Here is a 21,795-nt window from a genome sequence, read left to right on the forward strand (position 1 = left end):
TGGGGATAACAGGCTGATCTCCCCCAAGAGCTCATATCGACGGGGAGGTTTGGCACCTCGATGTCGGCTCGTCACGTCCTGGGGCTGGAGAAGGTCCCAAGGGTTCGGCTGTTCGCCGATTAAAGTGGCACGCGAGCTGGGTTCAGAACGTCGTGAGACAGTTCGGTCCCTATCTGTTGTGGGCGTAGGAGATTTGAGGGGTCCTGACCTTAGTACGAGAGGACCGGGTTGGACGAGCCTCTGGTGGACCTGTTGTGGCGCCAGCCGCAGCGCAGGGTAGCTACGCTCGGACGGGATAAGCGCTGAAAGCATCTAAGTGCGAAACCCGCCCCAAGATGAGATCTCCCTTGAAGGGCCGTCAAAGACGATGACGTTGATAGGCCGCAGGTGTAAAGTCAGAGATGGCAAAGCCGAGCGGTACTAATTGCCCGGGCGCGTCCGGTGCGGTGCACTGGCCCGCCGCTCTCGTAAATTTCCTTGCTTTTCTCTCCCCCACTTATCATGTCATAAAGCATAGGGCACGCATAGAAACCGTGCAACGATAATGGTGGCTATGGCCCCGGTGAGCACCTCTTCCCATTCCGAACAGAGCAGTTAAGCCCGGGAGCGCCGATGGTACTGGGGTCACACCCGGGAGAGTAGGTGGCCGCCAACCCCAACAAAGGGGCAGCAGGAGACAATCCCGCTGCCCCTTTTCCTTTTTATACACCCACCAGGGAAGGGAGGCATAGCAGCCCCAACAAACTGGCATGGCAGGCACGAAGGAGCCGCCATGAGATTAGAAGGCCAGCCAAAGGCATGGCCACAAAAAAGCCCCCGCTTCAGAGCGGAGGCTTTTTTGCTTATGGGGGTACTGTGAAAATTAGCTGTTGATAAACTTCGGATGTATAAGGTTTTCTATAGAAAATATCTCCTCCCATTTCTCCTGGGTAATTCTACCACGCTCAAGCACAGTAATATCATGAATGGATTTACCGGTTGCTAAAGCTTCTTTGGCTATAGAGGCAGACTCCTCATAACCTAAAATAGGATTCAAGGCAGTAATAATACCAACGCTATTCATTACCATGTTAGCACAGATCTCTTCATTAGCTGTTATTCCTTCTATGCATTTGTTCTTCAAAGTGTAGCAGGCATTTTCCATATAAGTTAATGAGCTGAATAAGCTGTAGGCAATTACCGGCTCCATCACGTTAAGCTGTAATTGTCCAGCTTCTGCAGCCATGGTTACTGTCATATCTGTACCTATTACATAGAAGGCTGTCTGATTTACTACCTCCGGAATAACAGGATTAACTTTGCCTGGCATAATAGAGGAACCCGGCTGCATCCTCGGCAGGTTAATTTCATTCAAGCCAGCTCGTGGGCCAGATGAAAGCAGGCGGAGGTCATTACATATCTTCGAGATCTTGACGGCAGAACGTTTCATGACACCAGATACCTGTACATATGCTCCTGTATCGCATGTAGCTTCTATCAAGTCTTCTGCAAGCACAACAGGTATTCCTGTGAGGTTACGCAAGTGCTCTGTTACGATTTGCGGGTAACCCTCAGGTGCGTTGATAGATGTTCCAATAGCGGTGGCACCCATATTGATTTCACAGATCAACATCTTCGCTTCGTTCAGGCGCTGAATATCTTCCTTGATAGTTGTAGAAAAGCCGTGGAATTCTGCTCCTAAAGTCATAGGTACAGCATCCTGCAACTGTGTGCGGCCCATCTTAAGAACATCCTTGAACTCTTCTCCTTTGCGAGCAAAAGCCTGCTGCAGAGCATCTAAACTTTCTGTGAATGCCTCTATTTTACGATACAGCGCTAAGCGAAATGCTGTAGGGTATGCATCATTTGTTGACTGAGAGAAGTTAACATGGTTGTTTGGGTGAACGTGCTGGTAATCGCCTTTTTTGTGCCCTAGTAACTCTAACGCGAGGTTAGCTACTACTTCATTAACATTCATGTTCACTGAAGTACCAGCACCACCTTGGATCATGTCAATCACGAACTGATCCAGATACTCTCCGGCAATTAGTTTATCACAGGCGCGGCAAATAGCCTCAGAAACCTCGGGAGAAAGAACACCACAATCACGGTTTGCCATGGCGGCTGCTTTTTTTACATAGCCGAAGGCTTGTATAAACAAGGGCTCCTTAGAAATAGGAATACCTGTAATATTGAAATTATCTAAAGCACGGGCTGTTTGGATACCATAATAAGCTTCGCTGGGTATATCCATTTCCCCTAAAAAGTCATGCTCAGTTCTGAACTTGCTCATATAATCTATGTAGTTGTAAAATTAATCAGGCGTTACGCTTAGCTCTCATCTCCTCCTTTGGTTATGGGGGAGGGCAAGTTGATTCTAAGCTCTTCTGCTGTACTTAAAACAATAGCAGTGGCATACTGTTTTGTGCAACGAAGCTGGCCGCTAAGGCTGTAGTCGGTAATTAGCCCTTGGTTGATAATAAGTCTGGTGGCAAACTCTCCGTACTTTTCTATAAGTCGCTTTTGTACCTGCGTTAGCTCTTCCTTGCGCTGCTCAGATTCAGGGGTGCGCAGTGGGCGTTGCCAACGATTGGTAGGGTAATCGTGGCTAATGTTATTCTCTTTAGCACCCTTTTTAGCATCACTTAGAGCATCTTTAAGCAGCTTCTCGTTACGAGAACGCTTCAGCCCCCCATGGATTCCCTTGGTGTGATTAAGCCACTCATGTATGTCTGTATTAGGGTTATTAGCCAAATCGACCAATGCCTCATTAGAAATAACGAAAGGTGCGGGCTTATTGAACTGCTTGCCCATCTGTTCTCTAAAAGCAAACAAATCCTTCAGGATGTACTGCTGGTAAAAATTTAGCTTATAGGCATTGCGCAGCTTAAGATGAGGGTTTTCAGGCTCTGTGTACGTAAGCGCTTCCAGTAGCTTATTCTCCTCTTCTAACCAGTGTAAGCGTCCTAGTTTTTCAATTTCATCTACTAGTTTCTCCTTAATCTGGTGAAGGTATATAACATCTATTGCTGCATAGTAGAGCTGTGCTTCTGTCAGAGGGCGTTTATTCCAGTTGCTAGACTGTTGCGACTTATCTATCTCGATATTGAACTCCTCTTTTAGCACCGTAGCCAGCGAGGAGCGTTCATAGTTCAGGATCTTGGCTGCTACATCTGTATCCATCACACCTTTGATACGACAGCCCATTTTATCAAGCAAGAGAATGTCGTTGTTGGAGTGATGTATGATTTTAGTAATCGCACTATTTTCCAGCAGCTCAAACAGTGGCTGTAGGTCTGTAACAGCAAAGGGGTCCATGATATAACAGGTGCCACTTTCGTCGGCAATCTGTATAAGGCAAAGGTTAAAACCGTAGGTAAAGCGATTCTGGTCAAACTCCAGGTCCAGGGCAAGCTCCTTTCTTTGGCTTAGCTGCCGGACAGCTTCCTCTAAATTCTCCTGCTGCTCAACCAGTTTTATTGTTACGCCATCAAGTTTTAGCGTTGAATTTTCCATTCCTAAATATAGAGCTTATTCAGCTTACTTGTATTCTTCTTTTTATGGCCTCTGGCACTGTTAATAAAGTATGGACATAAAAAAAGTCTCTGCCTTTTGAGCAGAGACTTCTAGTATAGTTATAATGTATAGATTACTGTACAGGTGGCTGTTCCTCATCTATTTCGTCAGCAACACCATCGTTTACAGTAGTATCTTCCACCATAATAGTGCTGTCTTCCTCCATATTCATATCGGTCTCCATGTCTGTTCCTACTTCATCAGTAGTTTCAACAGTTTCAGACTCAGTAGTTGTATTGTTATCGGAGCCGCAAGCCGTAAATGCAAAAGCTGCGAAAGCGGCAAAGGCGAATTTCCAAATCTTTTTCATAATCTTATTCAATTTGATTTTGTACTTCTTTATACGATATCATTAAAAAAGTAACCCCGCAAAAAGATCCATGTTGCATTTTTTAAAGCGAAGGTGAACTTATAGCAAGTGAAGGTACAAATATTGGGAGTGAATAAATGTGGTGCAGTAGAGGGAATAGGACAGGAATTTTAACTTTTCCTTGACGGATTTTAATTAAAGCTGACAAAGATATAAGCACTGGGCTATTTATGCGGTATAAACAGAAGGCCCCTGCTACAAAGTTGTAGCAGGGGCCTTCTGTAAGATAACTACAAGGGTTATTTAGAGGCTGAGGTTTTAGAAAGCATTTCTTCGCGCTTAGCTTTAAACTCTGTCCCTTCTTTCCATTCAGGGTATTTCTCAGTATTGGCTACTCTATAGCCTACACGCAGGAAGAGCTGCAAATCTTCAACAGCGCCCTCTAAATTCCAATCATCGCGTACTTCGTCAGAGAGCTTGTGGTAATCATTGGCTGTATAACGGGCCTTCCAGTTCTTTACATAATCAGCAGGTTGGTTACGTGCTATAACGCCCGAGCTGGCATATAAGGCAGGAACACCCTGTTTCGCGAACTCAAAATGATCTGAGCGGTAGAATGAGCCAACTTCAGGTGTCGCCTCAGGTACGACACGTCGGTTCTGGCTCTTGGCCTCTTGCGCCAGTACATCGTCCAGAGTGGAATTGCCAAAGCCTACCACTACCACATCTTCTGTAGGGCCATAGGCATTTAATACATCCATATTAACGACAGCCACAGTCTTTTCTAGTGGATAAAGCGGGCTGCTGGCATAATATTTAGATCCTAACAAGCCTTTTTCCTCGGCTGTTACAGCTAAGAAAAGGATGGAGCGTTTTGGCTTCGTCTCCATTTTACCAAAGGCTTCAGCAAGTTCAATCAAACCAGCAGTGCCAGTGGCATTATCAAGTGCACCGTTGTATACTTGGTCGCCTTGCAGGTTTGGGTCTTTACCCAGGTGGTCCCAGTGAGCTGTATAAACTACATACTCGTCCTTAAGTTCAGGATCTGAGCCTTCCAGTTTGGCAATAATATTGCGCGACTCAACCTCGCGTAGCTTGTTCTGGATGTTGAAGCTTGCAGTAGCCTTCAGGGGCACTGGCTTAAAGTCTTTCTGCTTGGCTGCCTCTTTTAAGTCCTCAAAGTTGCGACCCAGAGCAGAAAATATTTCCCGTGCCTTCGGCTCAGTTATCCAGGCTTCAACCTCTGCGCGGCTCATGTTTTTATCTGGTGTCAGAATCTCAACGCCCTCACGGCTGTGGCTTCCAGAGATAACCTCATAAGGATAACCTGCCGGGCCTGTTTCGTGAATAATGATGGCAGCTGCGGCTCCTTTCTCTGCAGCTATTTCATACTTGTAGGTCCAGCGACCATAGTAGGTCATTGCTTTGCCGCCAAACATGGTGCTGTCCAGCTGATCTGGGTTCTGAGGGTCTGCAACAGGCGGGTCATTTACCAGCATCACAATGGTCTTGCCTTTCACGTCTAAGCCCTTATAATCATTCCAGCCATACTCTGGCGCTACGACACCATAGCCTACAAACACCATATCAGAGTTCTTCAGGTCTACGTTTTGCACATAGCGACGCGTTAGAGCCACATAATCTTCCGGGAAGTTGAGCTGGATACTTTTACCATTGGCATTGATGGTTGCTTTTGGCTGTGGTGTATAACCAAACATAGGCACTCGCTGCACATAGCTACCATCAGGGTTGCCAGGCTGCAAGCCTAGTTGCTTGAACTGGCGTGTGAGGTAGGCTACAGTAGAGTCTTCGCCAACAGAACCAGGAGCACGACCCTCGAATTCGTCAGAGGCCAGAACGGTGGTATGAGCCAAAAGATCTTCTGCATTTATAGTTTGCAGGGCTGGCTGCAAGTTAGCGCTGTCAGCTGCTGCAGTGGCTTCACTGTCGGCTTCGCTTACCTCGCGGGAGCTTTCGTTGCAGCCAAAGGCCAGCAGTCCGAGCAGTCCGAGCAGCGGGATGTTTTTCTTCATAGGTTAAAAGTATAGGTTAGTATCTAATGTCAAGATAAGTAAAAATCTATACTTTATGCGTATGATGCTGCGTTTAGGCTGCTACTTCCCAGTTTTCGGGTACACCACTATGCAGCTCCCGTATTACTGCCACGATGCTACCTAGCCCTTGTTTTAGCTCGCATTCCCAGACTACCAGGCGCTGCCAACCTGCTTCGCGGTACATGTGTCTGTACTTGGCATCGCGGGCTACATTCTTCTCAAACTTATCTTGCCAAAAAGGGATGTTAGACTTAGGAAGAGCCAGCTGGCAGTACGGGCAACGGTGCCAGAAGCAGCCATGCACGAAAACAGCCAGCCGGCGGGAAGGGTAGCAAATATCAGGTTTGCCAGGAGCTTTAGGCCAGTGCACGCGGTATCCGCGCAGGCCTGCACGCCATAGTGCCCGCCGCAGCCTTAGTTCAGGCTGCGTGTTCTTGGCTTTGTTGCCCCGCATGTAGCGGCTAACCTTTTCCTGGGCCGTTAGCGGGGCCTTTGGCTTTTTATACTTTCTCTTTTTTGTCAATACTATTCCTGCAGGTATCGCACAGGTATAACACAAACACCTACAGCTTAGTTTTATGCAGGTGAGAAGTATAGCTAGCCTAGGCGTAGGCGGTTTTCATAACTCGGAGAGGCGGGCGCGAATTAAGCTTGTTTCAGATACGATAGTAGACGCGGGTCATGGTACTGTCGTAAGGGTCGTAGCCAGGACGTTTCCTACTGAACCGTTCGTCGAGAATCTTGGTGTTCTGCATTTGGTTCAAATAGTAGCAGTGCCAGGTTTGCTTGTGCTGATCTTCTTTGCTGATGCGCCAGGCAAGAAGGCAGTCTTTATGCTGTTGGTTTTGCCCCAAAAGGTGCGGCTCTACCGTATGGCTTTCACCCTCATAGTCGAAGCTTATCAGGAGCCTGGCTCCGATTGCCTTCGATAATTCTTCCAGCAAATAGCTATACATAAGTTTCCTCTGTTTTAGGGTAAAGGATATTTGGTGTTGCTGCACCTCTACGGCCCCATGGTGAATGCAAGGCCGTAACAAGAGCTTTATCCATGATCTAAAAATAGATCCTATATTACTGTTGCAACAGGAAATTATAGACGGAAAAGTAACTTGTATTTATTCTATCTATATTAGGTTTATTTTTATCACCTAGTATGTGTTTATGCGTTGTTAATGCGGTAAGGTGGTTATAACAATACACTAGTTGTTGGTAAGATAGAGAAAAGGAACAGGAGTATGTACACTGTTATAGCTTAATTTTACCCTGTTGTCTGATAGAAGATAATAATGTTGGGGAACATATACAGAGAATATAGCTAACTACCTGTAGCTGTGTATTCATAACATTATCTGTTATTTAGTGTTTTAGTAGATAAAAAGTAACCGGGCAGGGTAATAAAGGGTATGATATAAGAAGCTTATGTTTGATTTTGAGGCATATTTGCTAATGCGAATGTATGTAATTTGATTTTTAAAGAATACCTATATCTTTGCCTTTATCACATGCAGTAGTTCATACTATGGATAAATATACCTATATCGCCAACGCGCACGGCGATTACATCGATGGGCTGTATAAGGCCTATCAACAAGACCCTGAGTCAGTGGACGCTGGGTGGCGCAAGTTTTTTGAGGGGTTTGAGTTTGCAACAGCGTACAGCGAAAATGGCCATGAGGCTGCCGAAGGCGTTGCTGCCGCTCCTGCCAAAGGTACTGCAGCTGCCGCTGGCGAATCTGAAAAAGAGGTTGCAGTGCGCAACCTGATCCACGCTTACCGTACGCGCGGCCACCTACGCTCTAAAACTAACCCGGTGCGTGCCCGCAAAGACCGCAGAGCTAGACTTGATTTGGCTGACTTTGGTCTTACAGAGGCTGACTTGGATACTATTTTCCAGGTAGGTGAGATTATTGGCATCGGGCCAGCTACGCTGCGCGATATCGAAGCCGCACTGAAGAAGATCTACGAGGGCTCTATTGGTTTTGAATACATGTACATCCGTGATCCGGAAGTGCTGGAGTGGTTCAAGCAGAAGGTAGAGCGTGAGTCTCTTAGCTTCAACCCATCTATAGAGTATAAAAAACGCATCCTGTCTAAGCTGAACGAGGCTGTGGTGTTCGAGAACTTCCTGCACACGAAGTTTTTGGGCCAGAAGCGCTTCTCATTGGAAGGTGGCGAAACAACTATTCCTGCCCTGGATGCTATTATTGATAAAGGCTCAGAACTAGGTGTTGAGGAAGTAGTAATAGGTATGGCTCACCGTGGCCGCCTGAACGTGCTGGCAAACATCATGGGCAAGACCTATGAGCAGATCTTCTCTGAGTTTGAAGGTACTGCCGTTCCGGACCTGACAATGGGTGACGGTGACGTGAAATACCACATGGGTTATTCTTCTGAGGTGGTAACACCATCAGGTAAGAAAGTAAACCTGAAGCTGGCTCCGAACCCATCACACCTTGAGGCGGTAAATCCGGTAGTGGAAGGCTTTGTGCGTGCCAAGATAGACTGCATGTATGATAAGGATCCAGACAAGGTGCTTCCTATATTGATACATGGTGATGCAGCTATTGCTGGACAAGGCATTGTGTATGAAGTTACACAAATGGCAAACCTGGAAGGCTACAACACAGGTGGTACCATCCACTTTGTGATCAACAACCAGGTAGGTTTCACTACTGACTTTGAAGACGCTCGTTCTTCTATCTACAGCACTGATATTGCCAAAATTATTGATGCGCCTGTACTGCATGTAAATGGAGATGATCCGGAAGCAGTGGTATTTGCGATGCGTATGGCAATGGAGTACCGTCAGAAGGTGAACAACGATATCTTTATTGACATGGTTTGCTATCGTCGCCATGGCCATAACGAGTCAGATGAGCCTAAGTTTACGCAGCCGCAACTATATAACCTGATATCAAAGCACGCTAACCCGCGTGAGGTATACAACAAAACGCTTATCTCTCGCGGAGAGGTTGACGCAGAGTTGGCGAAGAACATGGACAAGGAGTTCCGCAGCTTGTTGCAGGACCGCCTGGACATGGTGAAGCAAAAGCCATTGCCATATAACTACCAGGTGCTGGAGAAAGAGTGGCAGGAACTACGCCGCTCCAAGCCGGAGGACTTCAACCAGTCTCCTGAGACCGGTGTGTCAGCCGAGGTTGTTGAGGCAGTAGGAAAAGCGCTTACTACACTTCCACAAGGCTTTAAGCCACTCAAGCAGATCGAGAAGCTTATCAAAGAGCGTAAGGAGATGTTCTTTGAGACCAAGCAGCTGAACTGGGCAGCCGGTGAATTGCTGGCTTACGGTTCTGTGTTATTGGATGGCAGGGTAGTGCGTTTCTCTGGCCAGGATGTGCAGCGTGGTACGTTCTCGCACCGCCATGCAGTGTTGCATGATGCTGTTACAAGCGCGGCTTACAATAACCTTAACCACATGCGTGAGGGGCAGGGCTCTTTCGAGATCTATAACTCGTTGCTGTCGGAGTATGGTGTGCTTGGTTTTGAGTTCGGTTATGCCATGGCTAACCCGAATGCTCTTGTTATCTGGGAAGCTCAGTTTGGTGACTTTGCCAACGGTGCCCAAGTAATGATCGACCAGTTTATCTCTGCTACTGAATCGAAGTGGCAGCGTATGAACGGTCTGGTGATGCTGTTGCCGCACGGCTACGAAGGTCAGGGACCAGAGCACTCAAATGCACGCCCTGAGCGCTTCCTGCAGTTGTCAGCCGAGAACAACATGTTTGTGACGTACATCACTACGCCAGCTAACCTGTTCCACTTTATGCGTCGTCAGTTGGCCCTGCCATTCCGCAAGCCAGCTGTTAACATGTCGCCTAAGTCGCTGCTTCGTCATCCTGCCGTGGTTTCTCCAGTAGAGGATTTCACATCAGGAGGCTTTAAGGAAGTAATTGGCGATACTTATGCGTCGGCTAAGTCGGTGAAGAAAGTGTTGCTGTGCTGGGGTAAAGTATATTTCGACCTGTTGGAAGAGCAGCAGAAGAACAAGCGTAAGGATGTGGCCATTATCCGTATGGAGCAGTTGGCGCCATTCCCGAAAGTTCAGCTGGAGGCAGAGCTTAGCAAGTATAAGAATGCCAAAATTTACTGGGTACAGGAAGAGCCTGAAAACATGGGCGCCTGGAACTACATCCTGCGTATCATGCGCAACGGTGTAGAAGACGTAGTAGCCCGTAAGGCTAGTGCTTCACCAGCAACCGGCTACCTGAAAGTACATGCTAAAGAGCAGCAAGAACTGATCGACAGAGCGTTTGCTATATAGTCCGGAAAGTATGGATGGTGTGCTGAGGAGGGATAAATTTACCTTTCTAAGACGGCATCCATACTTTTACCGTAATTCATAATTTGTAATTCATAACTCTGATAATAATATGAGCTTAGAAGTTAAAGTGCCTGCCGTAGGTGAGTCGATCACCGAGGTAACCATAGCCCAGTGGCTAAAGAAAGACGGCGACCGTGTGGAGATGGACGAGGTGATTGCAGAGCTGGAATCTGACAAAGCCACGTTCGAATTGCCAGCCGAAGCCGCAGGCATTTTACGTATTGTAGCGCAGGAAGGCGATACTATCGAAGTAGGCGCCGTTATCTGCAGAATTGATCAGAATGGAGCTGCCCCTTCAGCCCCTTCAGCCCCTGCTGAGCAAGCTGCAGCCCCTGCTGCACAGGAGTCTGCTCCGGCTGCTGCTACTGGCGGTGCCGGCGAGGCTGTAGAGATGAAAGTGCCAACTGTTGGCGAGTCTATCTCTGAGGTAACTATTGCCAGCTGGTTAAAGAAAGACGGCGACCATGTGGAGATGGACGAGGTAATCGCAGAGTTGGAGTCTGATAAAGCCACTTTTGAGTTGCCAGCTGAAGCGGCAGGCACGTTGCAGATTGTAGCACAGGAAGGTGATACCGTAGAGATTGGTGGCCTGTTGTGCAGAATTGTGCCAGGTGCTGGTACTGCTCACGCCAACGCTCAGGCTAATGCCAAGCAGGAAGCCGCTAATCAGGCTGTTGCTACTCAGCAAGCCGCTGCTGCTACCCCAGGAGTACAAACTTATGCCTCTGGCACGCCGTCTCCGGCTGCTGGTAAAATTCTGGCAGAGAAAGGCATTAACCCAACTGATGTGCAGGGTACAGGCCGTGATGGTCGTATTACAAAAGAAGATGCTCAGAACGCACATAAAGCTGTTTCTCAGCCAGCTGCCGCTGCTGCTCCTAAGCAAGAGGCTACTGCTTCTAGCGGGACTCCGGCTGCCACTGGTGGCCGTAACCAGCGCCGTGAGAAGATGACCTCGCTTCGCAAGACTGTTTCTCGTCGCCTGGTACAGGTGAAAAACGAGACAGCTATGTTAACTACCTTCAACGAGGTAGATATGAAGCCGATCATGGATATCCGTGCCAAGTATAAGGAGAAGTTTAAGGAGAAGCACGAAGTAGGCTTGGGCTTTATGTCTTTCTTCACGAAAGCTTGTACCGTAGCCTTGCAGGAGTGGCCAGCTGTAAACGCGATGATCGATGGTAATGAGATCGTGTTTAACGACTTCTGCGATGTGTCTATAGCAGTTTCTTCTCCAAAAGGTCTTGTTGTACCGGTTATCCGTAACGCAGAGCAACTGACATTGGACGGTATCGAGAAAGAAGTGATTCGCCTGGCGAAGAAAGCCCGTGATGGTAAGCTTTCCATCGAGGAGATGACAGGTGGTACCTTCACCATTACTAATGGTGGTGTGTTCGGTTCTATGATGTCTACGCCAATCATCAACGCACCTCAGTCCGCTATACTTGGTATGCACAACATCGTGCAGCGTCCGGTAGCTGTTAATGGTCAGGTTGAGATTCGCCCAATGATGTACCTGGCGTTGTCTTATGATCACCGCATCATCGACGGCCGTGAATCAGTAAGCTTCCTGGTACGCGTGAAGGAGCTGTTAGAAGATCCGATGAGACTTCTGTTAGGAGTTTAATTTATAGAGATAGCGGAGGAGGGGTAAGCGAATAAGTTTACTCCTCCTTTATTTTGCTATCATAGTGAATACTGTCCCCACTTAAGGGACTTTCCTAAATCAACTAAAAACGAGAGTATAGCTCTCCTCAAAGTATAAGACACGATGAAATACGATGTAACCGTAATCGGCTCTGGTCCTGGTGGGTATGTGGCAGCTATCCGCTGTGCACAGCTGGGCCTGAAGACTGCAATTATAGAGAAGTATACTGTATTAGGTGGTACCTGCCTTAACGTAGGCTGTATCCCGTCTAAAGCACTGCTGGATTCATCTGAGCACTTCCACAATGCAACTCATACTTTCAAAGAACACGGTATTGAGCTAGAGAACCTACAGGTTAACCTGCAGCAGATGATCAAGCGCAAAGGTGAAGTAATCAAGTCGAACAACGACGGTATTGCTTACCTGATGAAGAAGAACAAGATCGATACTTATTACGGCCTTGGATCTTTTGTAAACAAGAATAAAATCAAAATTACTGGTGTAGACGGCAACGTGCAGGAAATCGAAACGGAAAAGACCATCATTGCTACCGGTTCTAAGCCAACTTCATTGCCTTTCCTGCCAGTTGACAAAAAGCGTATCATCACTTCTACAGAGGCTTTGAGCCTAACGGAGGTGCCTAAAAACCTGATTATTATTGGTGGTGGGGTCATTGGCCTGGAGTTAGGTTCTGTTTATGCCCGTCTTGGTGCCAAAGTACAAGTGGTAGAGTACATGGATTCTATCATCCCGACAATGGATCGTGCTTTGGGCAAAGAGCTGCAGCGCATCCTGAAGAAGTCTCTAAGGTTTGAGTTCTTCTTTAACCACAAGGTAACTGGCGCTACCAACGAGGGCGACACAGTAAAAGTAACTGCTGAGAACCCGAAAGGTGAGTCTGTAATATTCGAAGGCGACTATGTACTGGTATCGGTAGGGCGTAAGCCATATACTGAAGGCCTGGGTCTGGAGAATGCGGGCGTGCAAATGGGTGAGCGCGGCATGATCGCTGTGAATGATCACATGGAAACAAACGTGCCAGGTATTTACGCTATCGGTGACGTGGTGCGTGGTGCTATGCTAGCCCATAAAGCCGAGGAGGAAGGTGTTTATGTAGCGGAGTATATGGCAGGCCAGAAGCCGCACATTAACTACAACCTGATTCCGGGTGTGGTATATACCTGGCCTGAAGTGGCAGGTGTAGGTTACACAGAGGAGCAGTTGAAGGAACAGGGCCGTGCCTATAAGTCTGGTTCGTTCCCATTCAAGGCCTCCGGCCGTGCAAAAGCCTCTATGGACACCGACGGCTTTGTGAAAGTGTTGGCAGATAAGGAGACTGATGAAATCCTGGGCGTGCACATGATCGGCCCACGTATTGCCGACCTGATTGCTGAGGCGGTAACAGCTATGGAGTTCCGTGCATCGGCAGAGGACGTGGCTCGTATGAGCCATGCGCACCCGACTTATGCCGAGGCTATGAAGGAGGCTTGTCTTGCTGCTACAGAAAACCGTGCTATCCACATCTAAGTAGCTTTCTGTTATTACATAAAGTTGGCAGCGCCACCCCAAGGGGTGGCGCTGTTCATTTATAGACGCTTTGAGCAAAAAGCTGTAAAACTTTACCACCCCAAGCAACCATTAGCCCAATGCCTGCATCTATAAGTCAGAACCTCAAGCAGAAAGTATAACCTTAACCATACATACTATGATAAGAAAAGTATACCTATTGCTGGCCTTGCTCATGCTGCCGTTGATGACGTGGGCACAAACTAAAGTTAATGCTTCCGAAATCGTAGCCAAGATTAACCGGGGCGAAGCCGTGTCTTACAGGAACGCCCGGATTGTAGGCGACCTTGATATGACGAAGCTGCAGAACATGAAAGTGAAGCAGGATGGGAAGAACTCCAGAGAATACACCAGCACTGTAACAGCTCCACTTTCCTTTGTGAACTGTACTTTTACAGGCGATGTGCTAGCTTACTTAACCCCAAGTAATGAAGTAAAAGCCTCCAAACCAAGCAACGAGGTGTACAACACGAATTTTGAAAAGGATGTACTATTTGAGAACTGCAACTTTGAGCAGAAAGCGGCTTTTAAGTACAGCGAGTTTGACGGCAAGGCTTCATTTATGAGCAGCCGTTTTGCTGAGGAGGCGTTGTTTAAATATGCCGAGTTTGATAAAAGCGTTAACTTTAGTAACGTACGCTTCGGCGGAGAGGCTAATTTCAAATATGCGGAATTCCCAGAGCGAGCAAGCTTTGCGGGAGCTAATTTTAGAGGCGAGGCAAACTTTAAGTATAGCAAATTTGACAGGGGTGTAAATTTCGAGAACGCCATGTTCGATGGAACAGCCAACTTCAAGTATGCCAAGGTTACAGACAGCTTCAATATTAAAGGAGCGAATTTCCGCGGTGGAGATGACTTTAAATACACCGAATTGAACAACAAGAAAGTAACGCTCTCCTCGCTGCAGAGCATGAACAGATAAGTATTTGCATATCCATGTATACTTGTGATAACAGAGCCGTCTCCTGCTGGGAGGCGGCTCTGTTATTTTATACTTGTTGCATTAGCGCTATAATTTTGCCTAGTCCCTCTTCAGAAGTATACCCAATAACTGGCGGCAGCTCCAGCCAATCTGCCCGTGCCTGGTTTAGCAGTTCAAGGCTCAGAGGCTGTCCATACTTTAGGCCTGCTATGGCAACGGCAATGGCAGTATTAAGGTGGTTGGCTTTTACCCTTAGGGTATGTGGCGAATAACGACCAGGATGTAAGTGCACGTGGCGTTTGGCGTGTACGCCCCAGCGCAGTGTCCAGGCGGAGTTATCGGAAAGGGTGCAGATGCGGTAACCTATGGGTGCAAGAAAACTATTGAAGCTCTCAGCCTGATGTACATGCTGCGCCTGTAAGTATAAAATCACCTCTTCTGATATCTGTAAAGGCGAGAGTGTGCCAATGTACAGGTCCAACTGCGAGCCACCTATCCGCCGGAAATACTTCATCAGCTCCTGCTCTGGCATTTGGAGCCCTTCGTATACAAACTCCTTGATGTAGCCCAGATGATGCTTGAGTGGGTGAAATAGGATAGGTTCAGGCAATGGCTGCATAGACATAGGTAAGGTACGTGAGATGCACCTTTCGGATTCTTGCGGGCTGCTTTGTTGGTGTACAATGTTACCTATGTGTAAAGAGGGCGAAGTCCAAAATAAAAACTTAACTGCCAGGCAACCTGAAAGCTAGCCTGTGCATCTATACCTACAAGAGCGCCAGCACACTTTGCTGTTCTGCACTACACTTGCTTTCGTGGCTTGTTTACTAAGCTGCTGCTGCAGTTAAACTAAGTTGGTAGATGCAGATATGTTTTAGGTCGATGGAAACGCGTTGTAAGTATAAAGTAAATCACAATTAAATCATAGTAAAGTACCTTGCATAACAGCCTATCGTAAAATAAGAAGACCTAGTACCAAAAATTAGCCTATGATACAGCTCCAGGATATACACAAGTACTATGCAGTAGGGCATAACAAACTGCATGTGCTTAAGGGAATTGATCTTCATATTCAGGAAGGGGAGTTCGTGTCGATTATGGGCTCCTCCGGCTCTGGCAAGTCTACGCTGCTCAACATCCTGGGTATATTGGATGACTATGACAAAGGAGAATATACTTTAGCCGGGACGTTTATCAAGAACTTATCGGCGGCAAAGGCAGCTTATTACCGCAACCGCTTTCTGGGCTTTGTGTTTCAGTCCTTCAACCTGCTTTCCTTCAAGAATGCGGTGGAGAATGTGGCACTGCCGCTGTATTACCAGAAAGTGAGCCGCAAGGAGCGCAATAAACTGGCGCTGGAGTATCTGGAGATGGTGGGGCTGAAAGAGTGGGCTGAGCACTCGCCAAATGAGATGTCGGGTGGGCAGCGGCAGCGGGTGGCTATTGCACGGGCGCTTATCTCGCAACCTAAACTTATACTTGCCGATGAGCCAACCGGTGCCCTCGATACCCAGACTTCCTATGAGGTGATGGATATTTTTAAAGAGGTAAATCGCAAAGGCATGACTGTAGTGATCGTGACACACGAGAATGATATTGCCGAGCAGACGCAGCGCATCATCCGCCTGAAAGATGGCTTAATAGTGAACGATGACCACGGCATGCATGAGGCCACCGAGCCAACAGCTGTAGGGCTAGCTTCAGGTAAGCCTGTTTTCTAATCCTAGACTACAACAATCTAACAAGTGGCACTACCATGTTCGACATAGATAAATGGCAGGAAATCCTGGGTACCATGCGCAAAAACAAGCTGCGCACCTTCCTGACAGCCTTTGGCGTGTTCTGGGGTGTCTTTATGCTGGTGCTGCTGCTAGGCGTGGGTAATGGGCTGGAAAACGGCATATACAACCGCTTCGGCGACGGGGCTAAGAACAGTGTGTTTGTCTGGAGCGGCAAAACAGCTGTAGCGCACAAAGGAATGAAACCGGGTCGGGAGATAAAGTTCACCAACGCGGACCTGGAGGCGATAGAGCGGGAAGTGGCCGGTTTAAACATGATGGCCCCGCGCAACCGGGTGGCAGGCGAGTATACTATCAACTATAAAAAGCAGAACGGTTCTTACCAGGTATTTGGTGCGGAGCCGGATTTTATGGAGATAAACGGGGAGCGAGCCTACAGGGGCCGCATGCTGAATAAGTATGATGAGCAGGAGAAGCGAAAGGTAGTGGTGCTAGGTGAGCAGGTGGCGCAGGTGTTATTTGGCGAGCAGAACCCTGTGGGTGAGCATGTGAACATCCGGGGCATTTACTTTAAAGTAGTTGGCACCTTTAAGGTGAAAGGTAACAACAGCGGTCGCCGCGAAGAGAGAGCTTACATACCTTTTTCTACACTACAAGGTGCCTTTAACCAACCTAACCAGGTGCAGTTGATGCTGCTTACCGCCCAGGATGGTGTGCCTGCTAAAGAGATGGAAGACCGCCTGCGCACGCTGCTGTCTCAGCGACACAAGTTCGCAGAGACAGATGATATGGCGCTGGGTGTGGAAAACACAGAAGCTGAGTACCTAAAGCTACAAGGGCTTTTCAGCGGCATCCGCATCTTCGTCTGGATTGTAGGTATCGGTACTTTAATAGCAGGTATCGTGGGGGTAAGCAACATCATGATGATTATCGTGAAGGAGCGTACCCGCGAGATTGGTGTTCGAAAGGCACTGGGAGCTACACCACTGTCCATTGTCAGCCTGATTCTGCAGGAGTCGGTGGTGATTACAGCATTCTCCGGCTATATGGGATTACTACTAGCTACTGGCTTATTGGCGCTGATAGAGCACATGCTGATATCATCGGGGGCGGAATTGCCATTTTTCGCTCAGCCAGAGGTAGACCTGGAGGTAGCGCTTTCAGCTACATTGGTGTTAGTGCTGGCAGGAGCTATAGCAGGGCTAATGCCAGCTTTGAAGGCAGCTAATATCAAACCTATAGAGGCTCTGCGGGCAGATTAATTGATTTTACGATATAGAATGATTAGGGCTACAGCCATATAAGATACCATCTGCCAAAAGCAGCAATCAACAAAAAGTATGATCGACATAGATAAATGGACCGAGATCTATAACACCGTAAAGAAGCATAAGCTCCGCACGGCGCTGACGGCTTTTGGCGTGTTCTGGGGCATCTTTATGCTGGTGGTGTTGCTGGGTGCTGGTAAAGGGCTGGAGAATGGAATCACGGCTGAGTTTAACATCGCTAAAAACACCGTGTTTGTCTGGACACAGCGTACAAGCGTGCCTTACATGGGCCTGAAAGCAGGACGAACCATAGAACTCACCAACGATGATGTGGCGGCCATTAAAGCCAATATACCTGAGGTAGGCGTAGTAGCGCCCAGCAACCAGGTATGGGGCGATTTTTCAGTTAACTACAAAGACAAGAGCTCTGCTTTTACCGTGATAGGCGAAACGCCGGAAGTGCTCTTTGTAAGGCCACTACGGATCAAGACAGGCCGCTTTGTAAACGACATCGACATGCAGGAGAAGCGCAAGGTGGCAGTGGTGGGGCCACGCATACTGGAGGTGCTCTTTCCGAACGAGAAGAACCCGATTGGTAAGTACATCAGCATAAAAGGCAGCTATTTTCAGGTAGTGGGCACTTTCGAGCCTGTGGGTAAGGGCGAGGATGTGGTGGAGGACGCTAAGGTGATTTACATTCCGCACAGTGCCCTGCAGCAGACATTTAATCAAGTAAACAAGGTAGGTCACCTGGCCATGGTACCCAAACCTGGCGTGCCGGCCGCAGTAATCGAGGAAAAGGTGAAAACCTTATTGATGCAGCGCCACCGCGTGGCTCCCGAGGATTTGAAAGCCTTTGGTTCGGCTAACATAGAAAAAGAATTTCAGGAGGTGCAGGGGCTGTTTATGGGCATTGCCGGGTTCAGCTGGCTGGTCAGCATCGGTACCATCATAGCAGGTATCATTGGCGTGGGCAATATCATGTTAATTGTGGTAAAGGAGCGCACCAAGGAGATCGGTATACGCAAAGCCCTTGGTGCTACGCCTTTCTCAATCATCAGCCTGATCATACAGGAATCCATCGTGATAACAGCGTTGGCAGGGTACATTGGCTTAATGGGGGGCACAGGCGTTATTGCGCTAATTGAGTACCTGATGAACAAGTTTGAGGTGGAGGCAGGCTTCTTCGGCGTGCCAGAGGTTAACGTGAACATAGCAGTTACTGCTACGGTGTTACTGGTGGTTACTGGTGCACTGGCTGGTCTGATACCTGCCACCAAGGCAGCACGGGTAAACCCGGTAGTAGCGCTCAAAGACGAATAAACTAACGCAGAAAGTTTAAAACAGACACATAATCATTCATCAACTATGAAAAAGGTTCTTTTAGGCTTATTCATCCTGGTTTTTCTGGGCCTGTCTGGCTGGCTAGGTTACTACTTCTACAACAAGGCGAATACCGACCCTATTGTGTATAAAACAGAGTCGCCATTCGAAACAGAGATCGTGAAGAAGACGGTAGCGACCGGTTCTATCGTGCCACGCAAAGAAGTACAGATAAAGTCGCAGGTATCAGGTATTGTAGAGGAGCTGTATGTGGAGGCTGGTGAGGTGGTAAAGCAAGGGCAGCTGTTAGTTAAAATCCGCATCGTGCCTAATATGGTAAGTGTTAACAACGCTGAAACACAGCTACAGACAGCCAAGCTTAATTTTGACGAGGCAAAGCGTGAGCTGGCGCGTTATGAACAACTCTACGCCGAGAAAGTGATTCCAGAACAGGAGTTCCGTAAGTATAAAGCAGACTTTGAGCTGAAGCGGGAAGCTCTTTCTGCCGCCGAAAGCAACCTGCAACTAGTACGTGAAGGAGCATCGCGTAAGAGCGGACAGTCTTCTAACCTGGTGTACTCTACTATAGGCGGTATGCTGCTTGATGTACCCATAAAAGTTGGTACTTCCATTATTGAGCGTAACAACTTTAACGAGGGCACTACTATTGCCTCGGTGGCCGACATGCGCAGCCTTATATTCGAGGGTAAAATTGATGAGTCGGAAGTGGGCAAGCTGAAAGAGAACATGGACCTGTTGCTGACCATTGGTGCTATAGAAGGACGTGTGTTTGATGCCAAGCTGGAGTACATCGCACCAAAAGGGGTGGACGAGGAAGGCTCCATCAAGTTCCCGATCCGGGCGAAGGTGATGCTGGACGAGAAGGACTTTATCAGGGCAGGCTACAGTGCAAACGCCGACATCGTACTGGACAAGCGCGAGAAGACATTGGCCATAAAAGAGAGCATGCTGAAGTTTGAGAAAGAGCAACCATATGTAGAGGTAGAGACGGCTCCGCAGCGTTTCGAAAAGCGCATGATTAAAACAGGTCTTTCAGATGGTATTAATATAGAAGTTGTGTCTGGCCTTCAGAAGAAAGACAAGGTAAAAGTGCCGGATACAAATATCGCTCAGATTTAAAGGTAGTTTAATGTGTTTGTTTGCTTAATGTGAAAGAGCGGGTTTTATGCCCGCTTTTTCTTTTTTATAAATTTCGCCTGCCACTTAATTATTGCGGTTAGTGGAGTATAGTACAGTTTCCACGGAAAAGTTGTTGAATACCTTAACACATGTTGTACAGGGTAGTAAAATAATAGTATAAGTTTTTGTTTTACTAATTGTTTAGCTATGGAAAAAACATTCACAAACTATGCTAAATCACTGCTTGTGTGCCTGATGGTATTAGGTGGTTTAACTGTCGCCTGCGATGACGACGATGACATTGATATAGTTGATGAAGTAGAATTTGTTAATGTAGAGCTGCTTGGGGCTAATGAACGTCCGCCGGTTGAGTCGTCTGGCTCAGGAGAGATGGATGTGGTGTACAATGATGCCACTAACATGCTGACCTATACCATTTCGTGGGAGTTGGGAAACCCTGACGATAACACGGTAGCCATGCACTTCCACGGTCCTGCGGATGTAAACTCTAGTGCGCCTCCTGTTATCGATATTACAGGCTTTGACACCGACAACAGTGGAACCGTAACTGGTACTACCCGTGCGCTTACAGATGATGAGGAAGCGGACCTAAAAGCTGGCTTGTGGTACGTAAACATACACAGCGCTACCCATCCTAGCGGCGAGCTTCGAGGAAACCTAATTGAGGACTAACTTAAAGATGTAGAGCTAAGCTTTTGCTAGTCTGCTGTGGTGTTAGGACTAGCAAAAGCCTTTGGCTTTCCACCTCTTTCGACCGGTTTGCGCTTACGGTAATCACACCATTTTCCTAACTTTGCGCTGTTACAACTTACAGCGCATCATGGCACAGCATTACAATACCCCTACCGCTATACAAATTGTCGATTTCAATCCTTTCTATGGCAAAGCCTTCTACGACCTGAACCACGAGTGGATATCCAAATACTTTGTGATGGAGGAGGCTGATAATAAGTCACTCAGTGATCCACAAGGCTATATCATTAACAAGGGAGGCTACATCTTGATGGCGCTTTTCAATGGAGAGCCTGTAGGTACCTGTGCGTTGATAAAAGATAGCGAAGGTGTTTTCGAATTAGCAAAGATGGCTGTGGCGCCCAAAATGCAAGGAATGAAGATAGGCAAGATGTTGGGAGAGGCTGCCATAGACAGAGCCCGCCGCGCAGGTGCCTATAAAGTATACCTGGTGTCGAACCGCCGGCTGCATACGGCTTTGAGCCTGTATGAGCGTTTAGGTTTTGTGGAGGTTCCTATGCCACCAAGCATTTATGAGCGAGCGGACATTAAGATGGAGCTGGAGTTGAAATAAGAAAGCGATGCCTTACATAGCTCTTGCTCTATCTAATTTGAATTAGGCTATTTTCTCTAACTACATATTCACGACTTTACTTCCCACTCGTTTCATAGTGAGCTTTGGAGCGCTCAAGGCCGCGGGGCCTCATCCTCGGGCATCGCGCTGTGTTCCCTCCTGCGCCAGGGCGCTGCCGCATGCTCGTCACCGGATTTCACAAGGCGCTCAGCCCAAGGACTGGGACCAGGTTCCATAGCCACTGCCTTTGCTAATTCCCCTTTAAAGGGAGTATAGGAGGATGTTTATCGTTTCCGAACAGATTCCCCTCCTCGGCGGCAGGGCCGGTTACTACATCTGCAGCCTCAAAGAGGCGGACGCGGCCACGCTGGCAGGGGGCATTGGGAACCGGGTACACTGGGAGAAGGACATGACCCTGGGGGAGGATGGCAACGGCATCAGCAAGGGACAGGCGCCAGAGAACCTCTCGCTATGGAAGAGCGTGGCTCTGAACATCGTTCGCAAAAGCGGGTTCCGCTCCATGAAAGAGGCCATCATGGCCTTTGCAAATAGAATTAACGCAATGGCTAAATTAATTAGAACTTAACAGCCCTGCCTTCAAAGG

The 21,795-nt window shown here is 47.8% G+C and carries 18 protein-coding genes and 2 rRNA genes (1 of these 20 running past the window's edge); 13 read left to right on the top strand and 7 right to left on the bottom strand.

The features are described from left to right. Positions 1-444: ribosomal RNA gene (locus PKOR_RS07550) — 23S ribosomal RNA — on the top strand (it extends 2,453 nt beyond the left edge of the window). 99 nt (positions 445-543) lie between these two features. Further along, positions 544-655 (top strand): 5S ribosomal RNA (gene rrf, locus PKOR_RS07555). A gap of 207 nt (positions 656-862) precedes the next feature. On the opposite strand, the gene aspA is transcribed toward rrf, so the two are convergent. The 6 genes from aspA to PKOR_RS07590 form a co-directional block, all read right to left on the bottom strand. Beyond that, positions 863-2,272 carry an aspartate ammonia-lyase gene (gene aspA, locus PKOR_RS07565; protein WP_046310022.1) on the bottom strand — a complete coding sequence of 470 codons (1,410 nt, stop codon included), beginning with the start codon at positions 2,270-2,272 and terminating at the stop codon, positions 863-865. 38 nt (positions 2,273-2,310) lie between these two features. Next, a complete protein-coding gene (locus tag PKOR_RS07570) occupies positions 2,311-3,495 on the bottom strand; it encodes a ribonuclease D (protein ID WP_046310023.1) in 1,185 nt (394 codons plus the stop codon). 133 nt (positions 3,496-3,628) lie between these two features. Continuing rightward, positions 3,629-3,865, bottom strand: a complete 237-nt coding sequence (locus PKOR_RS07575) for a hypothetical protein (RefSeq protein WP_046310024.1) — start codon at positions 3,863-3,865, stop codon at positions 3,629-3,631. Between the two features lie 299 nt (positions 3,866-4,164). After that, positions 4,165-5,898 carry a M28 family metallopeptidase gene (locus PKOR_RS07580; RefSeq protein ID WP_046310025.1) on the bottom strand — a complete coding sequence of 578 codons (1,734 nt, stop codon included), beginning with the start codon at positions 5,896-5,898 and terminating at the stop codon, positions 4,165-4,167. A gap of 73 nt (positions 5,899-5,971) precedes the next feature. Beyond that, on the bottom strand, positions 5,972-6,442 hold the full coding sequence (locus tag PKOR_RS07585; protein ID WP_235337321.1) for a very short patch repair endonuclease: 471 nt from the start codon (positions 6,440-6,442) through the stop codon (positions 5,972-5,974). A gap of 133 nt (positions 6,443-6,575) precedes the next feature. After that, a complete protein-coding gene (locus PKOR_RS07590; protein WP_046310026.1) occupies positions 6,576-6,875 on the bottom strand; it encodes a WYL domain-containing protein in 300 nt (99 codons plus the stop codon). A gap of 563 nt (positions 6,876-7,438) precedes the next feature. On the opposite strand from PKOR_RS07590, the gene PKOR_RS07595 reads away from it, so the two are divergent. From PKOR_RS07595 to PKOR_RS07610, 4 genes are all read left to right on the top strand, one after another. Then, entirely contained in the window at positions 7,439-10,198 is a 2,760-nt protein-coding gene (locus tag PKOR_RS07595) for a 2-oxoglutarate dehydrogenase E1 component (RefSeq protein ID WP_046310027.1), read from the top strand. A 109-nt stretch (positions 10,199-10,307) separates the two neighbouring features. Continuing rightward, positions 10,308-11,885, top strand: coding sequence for a 2-oxoglutarate dehydrogenase complex dihydrolipoyllysine-residue succinyltransferase (gene odhB / locus PKOR_RS07600; protein WP_046310028.1), 1,578 nt, complete (start codon positions 10,308-10,310; stop codon positions 11,883-11,885). A 144-nt stretch (positions 11,886-12,029) separates the two neighbouring features. Further along, positions 12,030-13,433, top strand: a complete 1,404-nt coding sequence (lpdA, locus tag PKOR_RS07605; protein WP_046310029.1) for a dihydrolipoyl dehydrogenase — start codon at positions 12,030-12,032, stop codon at positions 13,431-13,433. 178 nt (positions 13,434-13,611) lie between these two features. Further along, a complete protein-coding gene (locus PKOR_RS07610) occupies positions 13,612-14,394 on the top strand; it encodes a pentapeptide repeat-containing protein (protein ID WP_046310030.1) in 783 nt (260 codons plus the stop codon). Between the two features lie 67 nt (positions 14,395-14,461). Here the strand turns inward: PKOR_RS07610 and PKOR_RS07615 are convergent, their stop codons facing one another. Continuing rightward, positions 14,462-15,013 carry a hypothetical protein gene (locus PKOR_RS07615; protein ID WP_420806333.1) on the bottom strand — a complete coding sequence of 184 codons (552 nt, stop codon included), beginning with the start codon at positions 15,011-15,013 and terminating at the stop codon, positions 14,462-14,464. A 370-nt stretch (positions 15,014-15,383) separates the two neighbouring features. Here PKOR_RS07615 and PKOR_RS07620 point away from each other — a divergent pair, with 370 nt between their 5' ends. The 7 genes from PKOR_RS07620 to PKOR_RS07650 all read left to right on the top strand — a co-directional run bounded on the left by PKOR_RS07620 (position 15,384) and on the right by PKOR_RS07650 (position 21,777). Beyond that, the gene (locus tag PKOR_RS07620) at positions 15,384-16,115 is read left to right on the top strand and encodes an ABC transporter ATP-binding protein (RefSeq protein ID WP_046310032.1); all 732 of its coding nucleotides are present in this window, start codon (positions 15,384-15,386) and stop codon (positions 16,113-16,115) included. Between the two features lie 35 nt (positions 16,116-16,150). Next, positions 16,151-17,395, top strand: a complete 1,245-nt coding sequence (locus tag PKOR_RS07625) for an ABC transporter permease (protein ID WP_046310033.1) — start codon at positions 16,151-16,153, stop codon at positions 17,393-17,395. Between the two features lie 78 nt (positions 17,396-17,473). Then, positions 17,474-18,724, top strand: a complete 1,251-nt coding sequence (locus PKOR_RS07630; RefSeq protein ID WP_046310034.1) for an ABC transporter permease — start codon at positions 17,474-17,476, stop codon at positions 18,722-18,724. 45 nt (positions 18,725-18,769) lie between these two features. Beyond that, on the top strand, positions 18,770-19,864 hold the full coding sequence (locus PKOR_RS07635; protein ID WP_046310035.1) for an efflux RND transporter periplasmic adaptor subunit: 1,095 nt from the start codon (positions 18,770-18,772) through the stop codon (positions 19,862-19,864). Positions 19,865-20,071: 207 nt separating this feature from the next. Further along, positions 20,072-20,557, top strand: coding sequence for a CHRD domain-containing protein (locus tag PKOR_RS07640; protein ID WP_052738763.1), 486 nt, complete (start codon positions 20,072-20,074; stop codon positions 20,555-20,557). 148 nt (positions 20,558-20,705) lie between these two features. Next, positions 20,706-21,191, top strand: a complete 486-nt coding sequence (locus tag PKOR_RS07645) for a GNAT family N-acetyltransferase (protein WP_046310036.1) — start codon at positions 20,706-20,708, stop codon at positions 21,189-21,191. A 280-nt stretch (positions 21,192-21,471) separates the two neighbouring features. Further along, positions 21,472-21,777 (top strand): hypothetical protein, encoded by a 306-nt coding sequence (locus PKOR_RS07650; protein ID WP_052738764.1) that lies wholly within the window; start codon positions 21,472-21,474, stop codon positions 21,775-21,777. Positions 21,778-21,795 lie beyond the last annotated feature (18 nt).

This window comes from Pontibacter korlensis, assembly GCF_000973725.1.
Classification (GTDB): domain Bacteria; phylum Bacteroidota; class Bacteroidia; order Cytophagales; family Hymenobacteraceae; genus Pontibacter; species Pontibacter korlensis.

Excerpts from the sequence above, each read along its gene's own strand:
- odhB (WP_046310028.1), top strand. The coding sequence starts at position 10,308 with ATGAGCTTAGAAGTTAAAGTGCCTGCCGTAGGTGAGTCGATCACCGAG.
- aspA (WP_046310022.1), bottom strand. The coding sequence starts at position 2,272 with ATGAGCAAGTTCAGAACTGAGCATGACTTTTTAGGGGAAATGGATATA.
- PKOR_RS07630 (WP_046310034.1), top strand. The coding sequence starts at position 17,474 with ATGATCGACATAGATAAATGGACCGAGATCTATAACACCGTAAAGAAG.
- lpdA (WP_046310029.1), top strand. The coding sequence starts at position 12,030 with ATGAAATACGATGTAACCGTAATCGGCTCTGGTCCTGGTGGGTATGTG.
- PKOR_RS07595 (WP_046310027.1), top strand. The coding sequence starts at position 7,439 with ATGGATAAATATACCTATATCGCCAACGCGCACGGCGATTACATCGAT.
- PKOR_RS07625 (WP_046310033.1), top strand. The coding sequence starts at position 16,151 with ATGTTCGACATAGATAAATGGCAGGAAATCCTGGGTACCATGCGCAAA.
- PKOR_RS07580 (WP_046310025.1), bottom strand. The coding sequence starts at position 5,898 with ATGAAGAAAAACATCCCGCTGCTCGGACTGCTCGGACTGCTGGCCTTT.
- PKOR_RS07575 (WP_046310024.1), bottom strand. The coding sequence starts at position 3,865 with ATGAAAAAGATTTGGAAATTCGCCTTTGCCGCTTTCGCAGCTTTTGCA.
- PKOR_RS07590 (WP_046310026.1), bottom strand. The coding sequence starts at position 6,875 with ATGTATAGCTATTTGCTGGAAGAATTATCGAAGGCAATCGGAGCCAGG.
- PKOR_RS07610 (WP_046310030.1), top strand. The coding sequence starts at position 13,612 with ATGATAAGAAAAGTATACCTATTGCTGGCCTTGCTCATGCTGCCGTTG.
- PKOR_RS07620 (WP_046310032.1), top strand. The coding sequence starts at position 15,384 with ATGATACAGCTCCAGGATATACACAAGTACTATGCAGTAGGGCATAAC.
- PKOR_RS07635 (WP_046310035.1), top strand. The coding sequence starts at position 18,770 with ATGAAAAAGGTTCTTTTAGGCTTATTCATCCTGGTTTTTCTGGGCCTG.
- PKOR_RS07645 (WP_046310036.1), top strand. The coding sequence starts at position 20,706 with ATGGCACAGCATTACAATACCCCTACCGCTATACAAATTGTCGATTTC.
- PKOR_RS07640 (WP_052738763.1), top strand. The coding sequence starts at position 20,072 with ATGGAAAAAACATTCACAAACTATGCTAAATCACTGCTTGTGTGCCTG.
- PKOR_RS07615 (WP_420806333.1), bottom strand. The coding sequence starts at position 15,013 with ATGCAGCCATTGCCTGAACCTATCCTATTTCACCCACTCAAGCATCAT.
- PKOR_RS07570 (WP_046310023.1), bottom strand. The coding sequence starts at position 3,495 with ATGGAAAATTCAACGCTAAAACTTGATGGCGTAACAATAAAACTGGTT.
- PKOR_RS07650 (WP_052738764.1), top strand. The coding sequence starts at position 21,472 with ATGTTTATCGTTTCCGAACAGATTCCCCTCCTCGGCGGCAGGGCCGGT.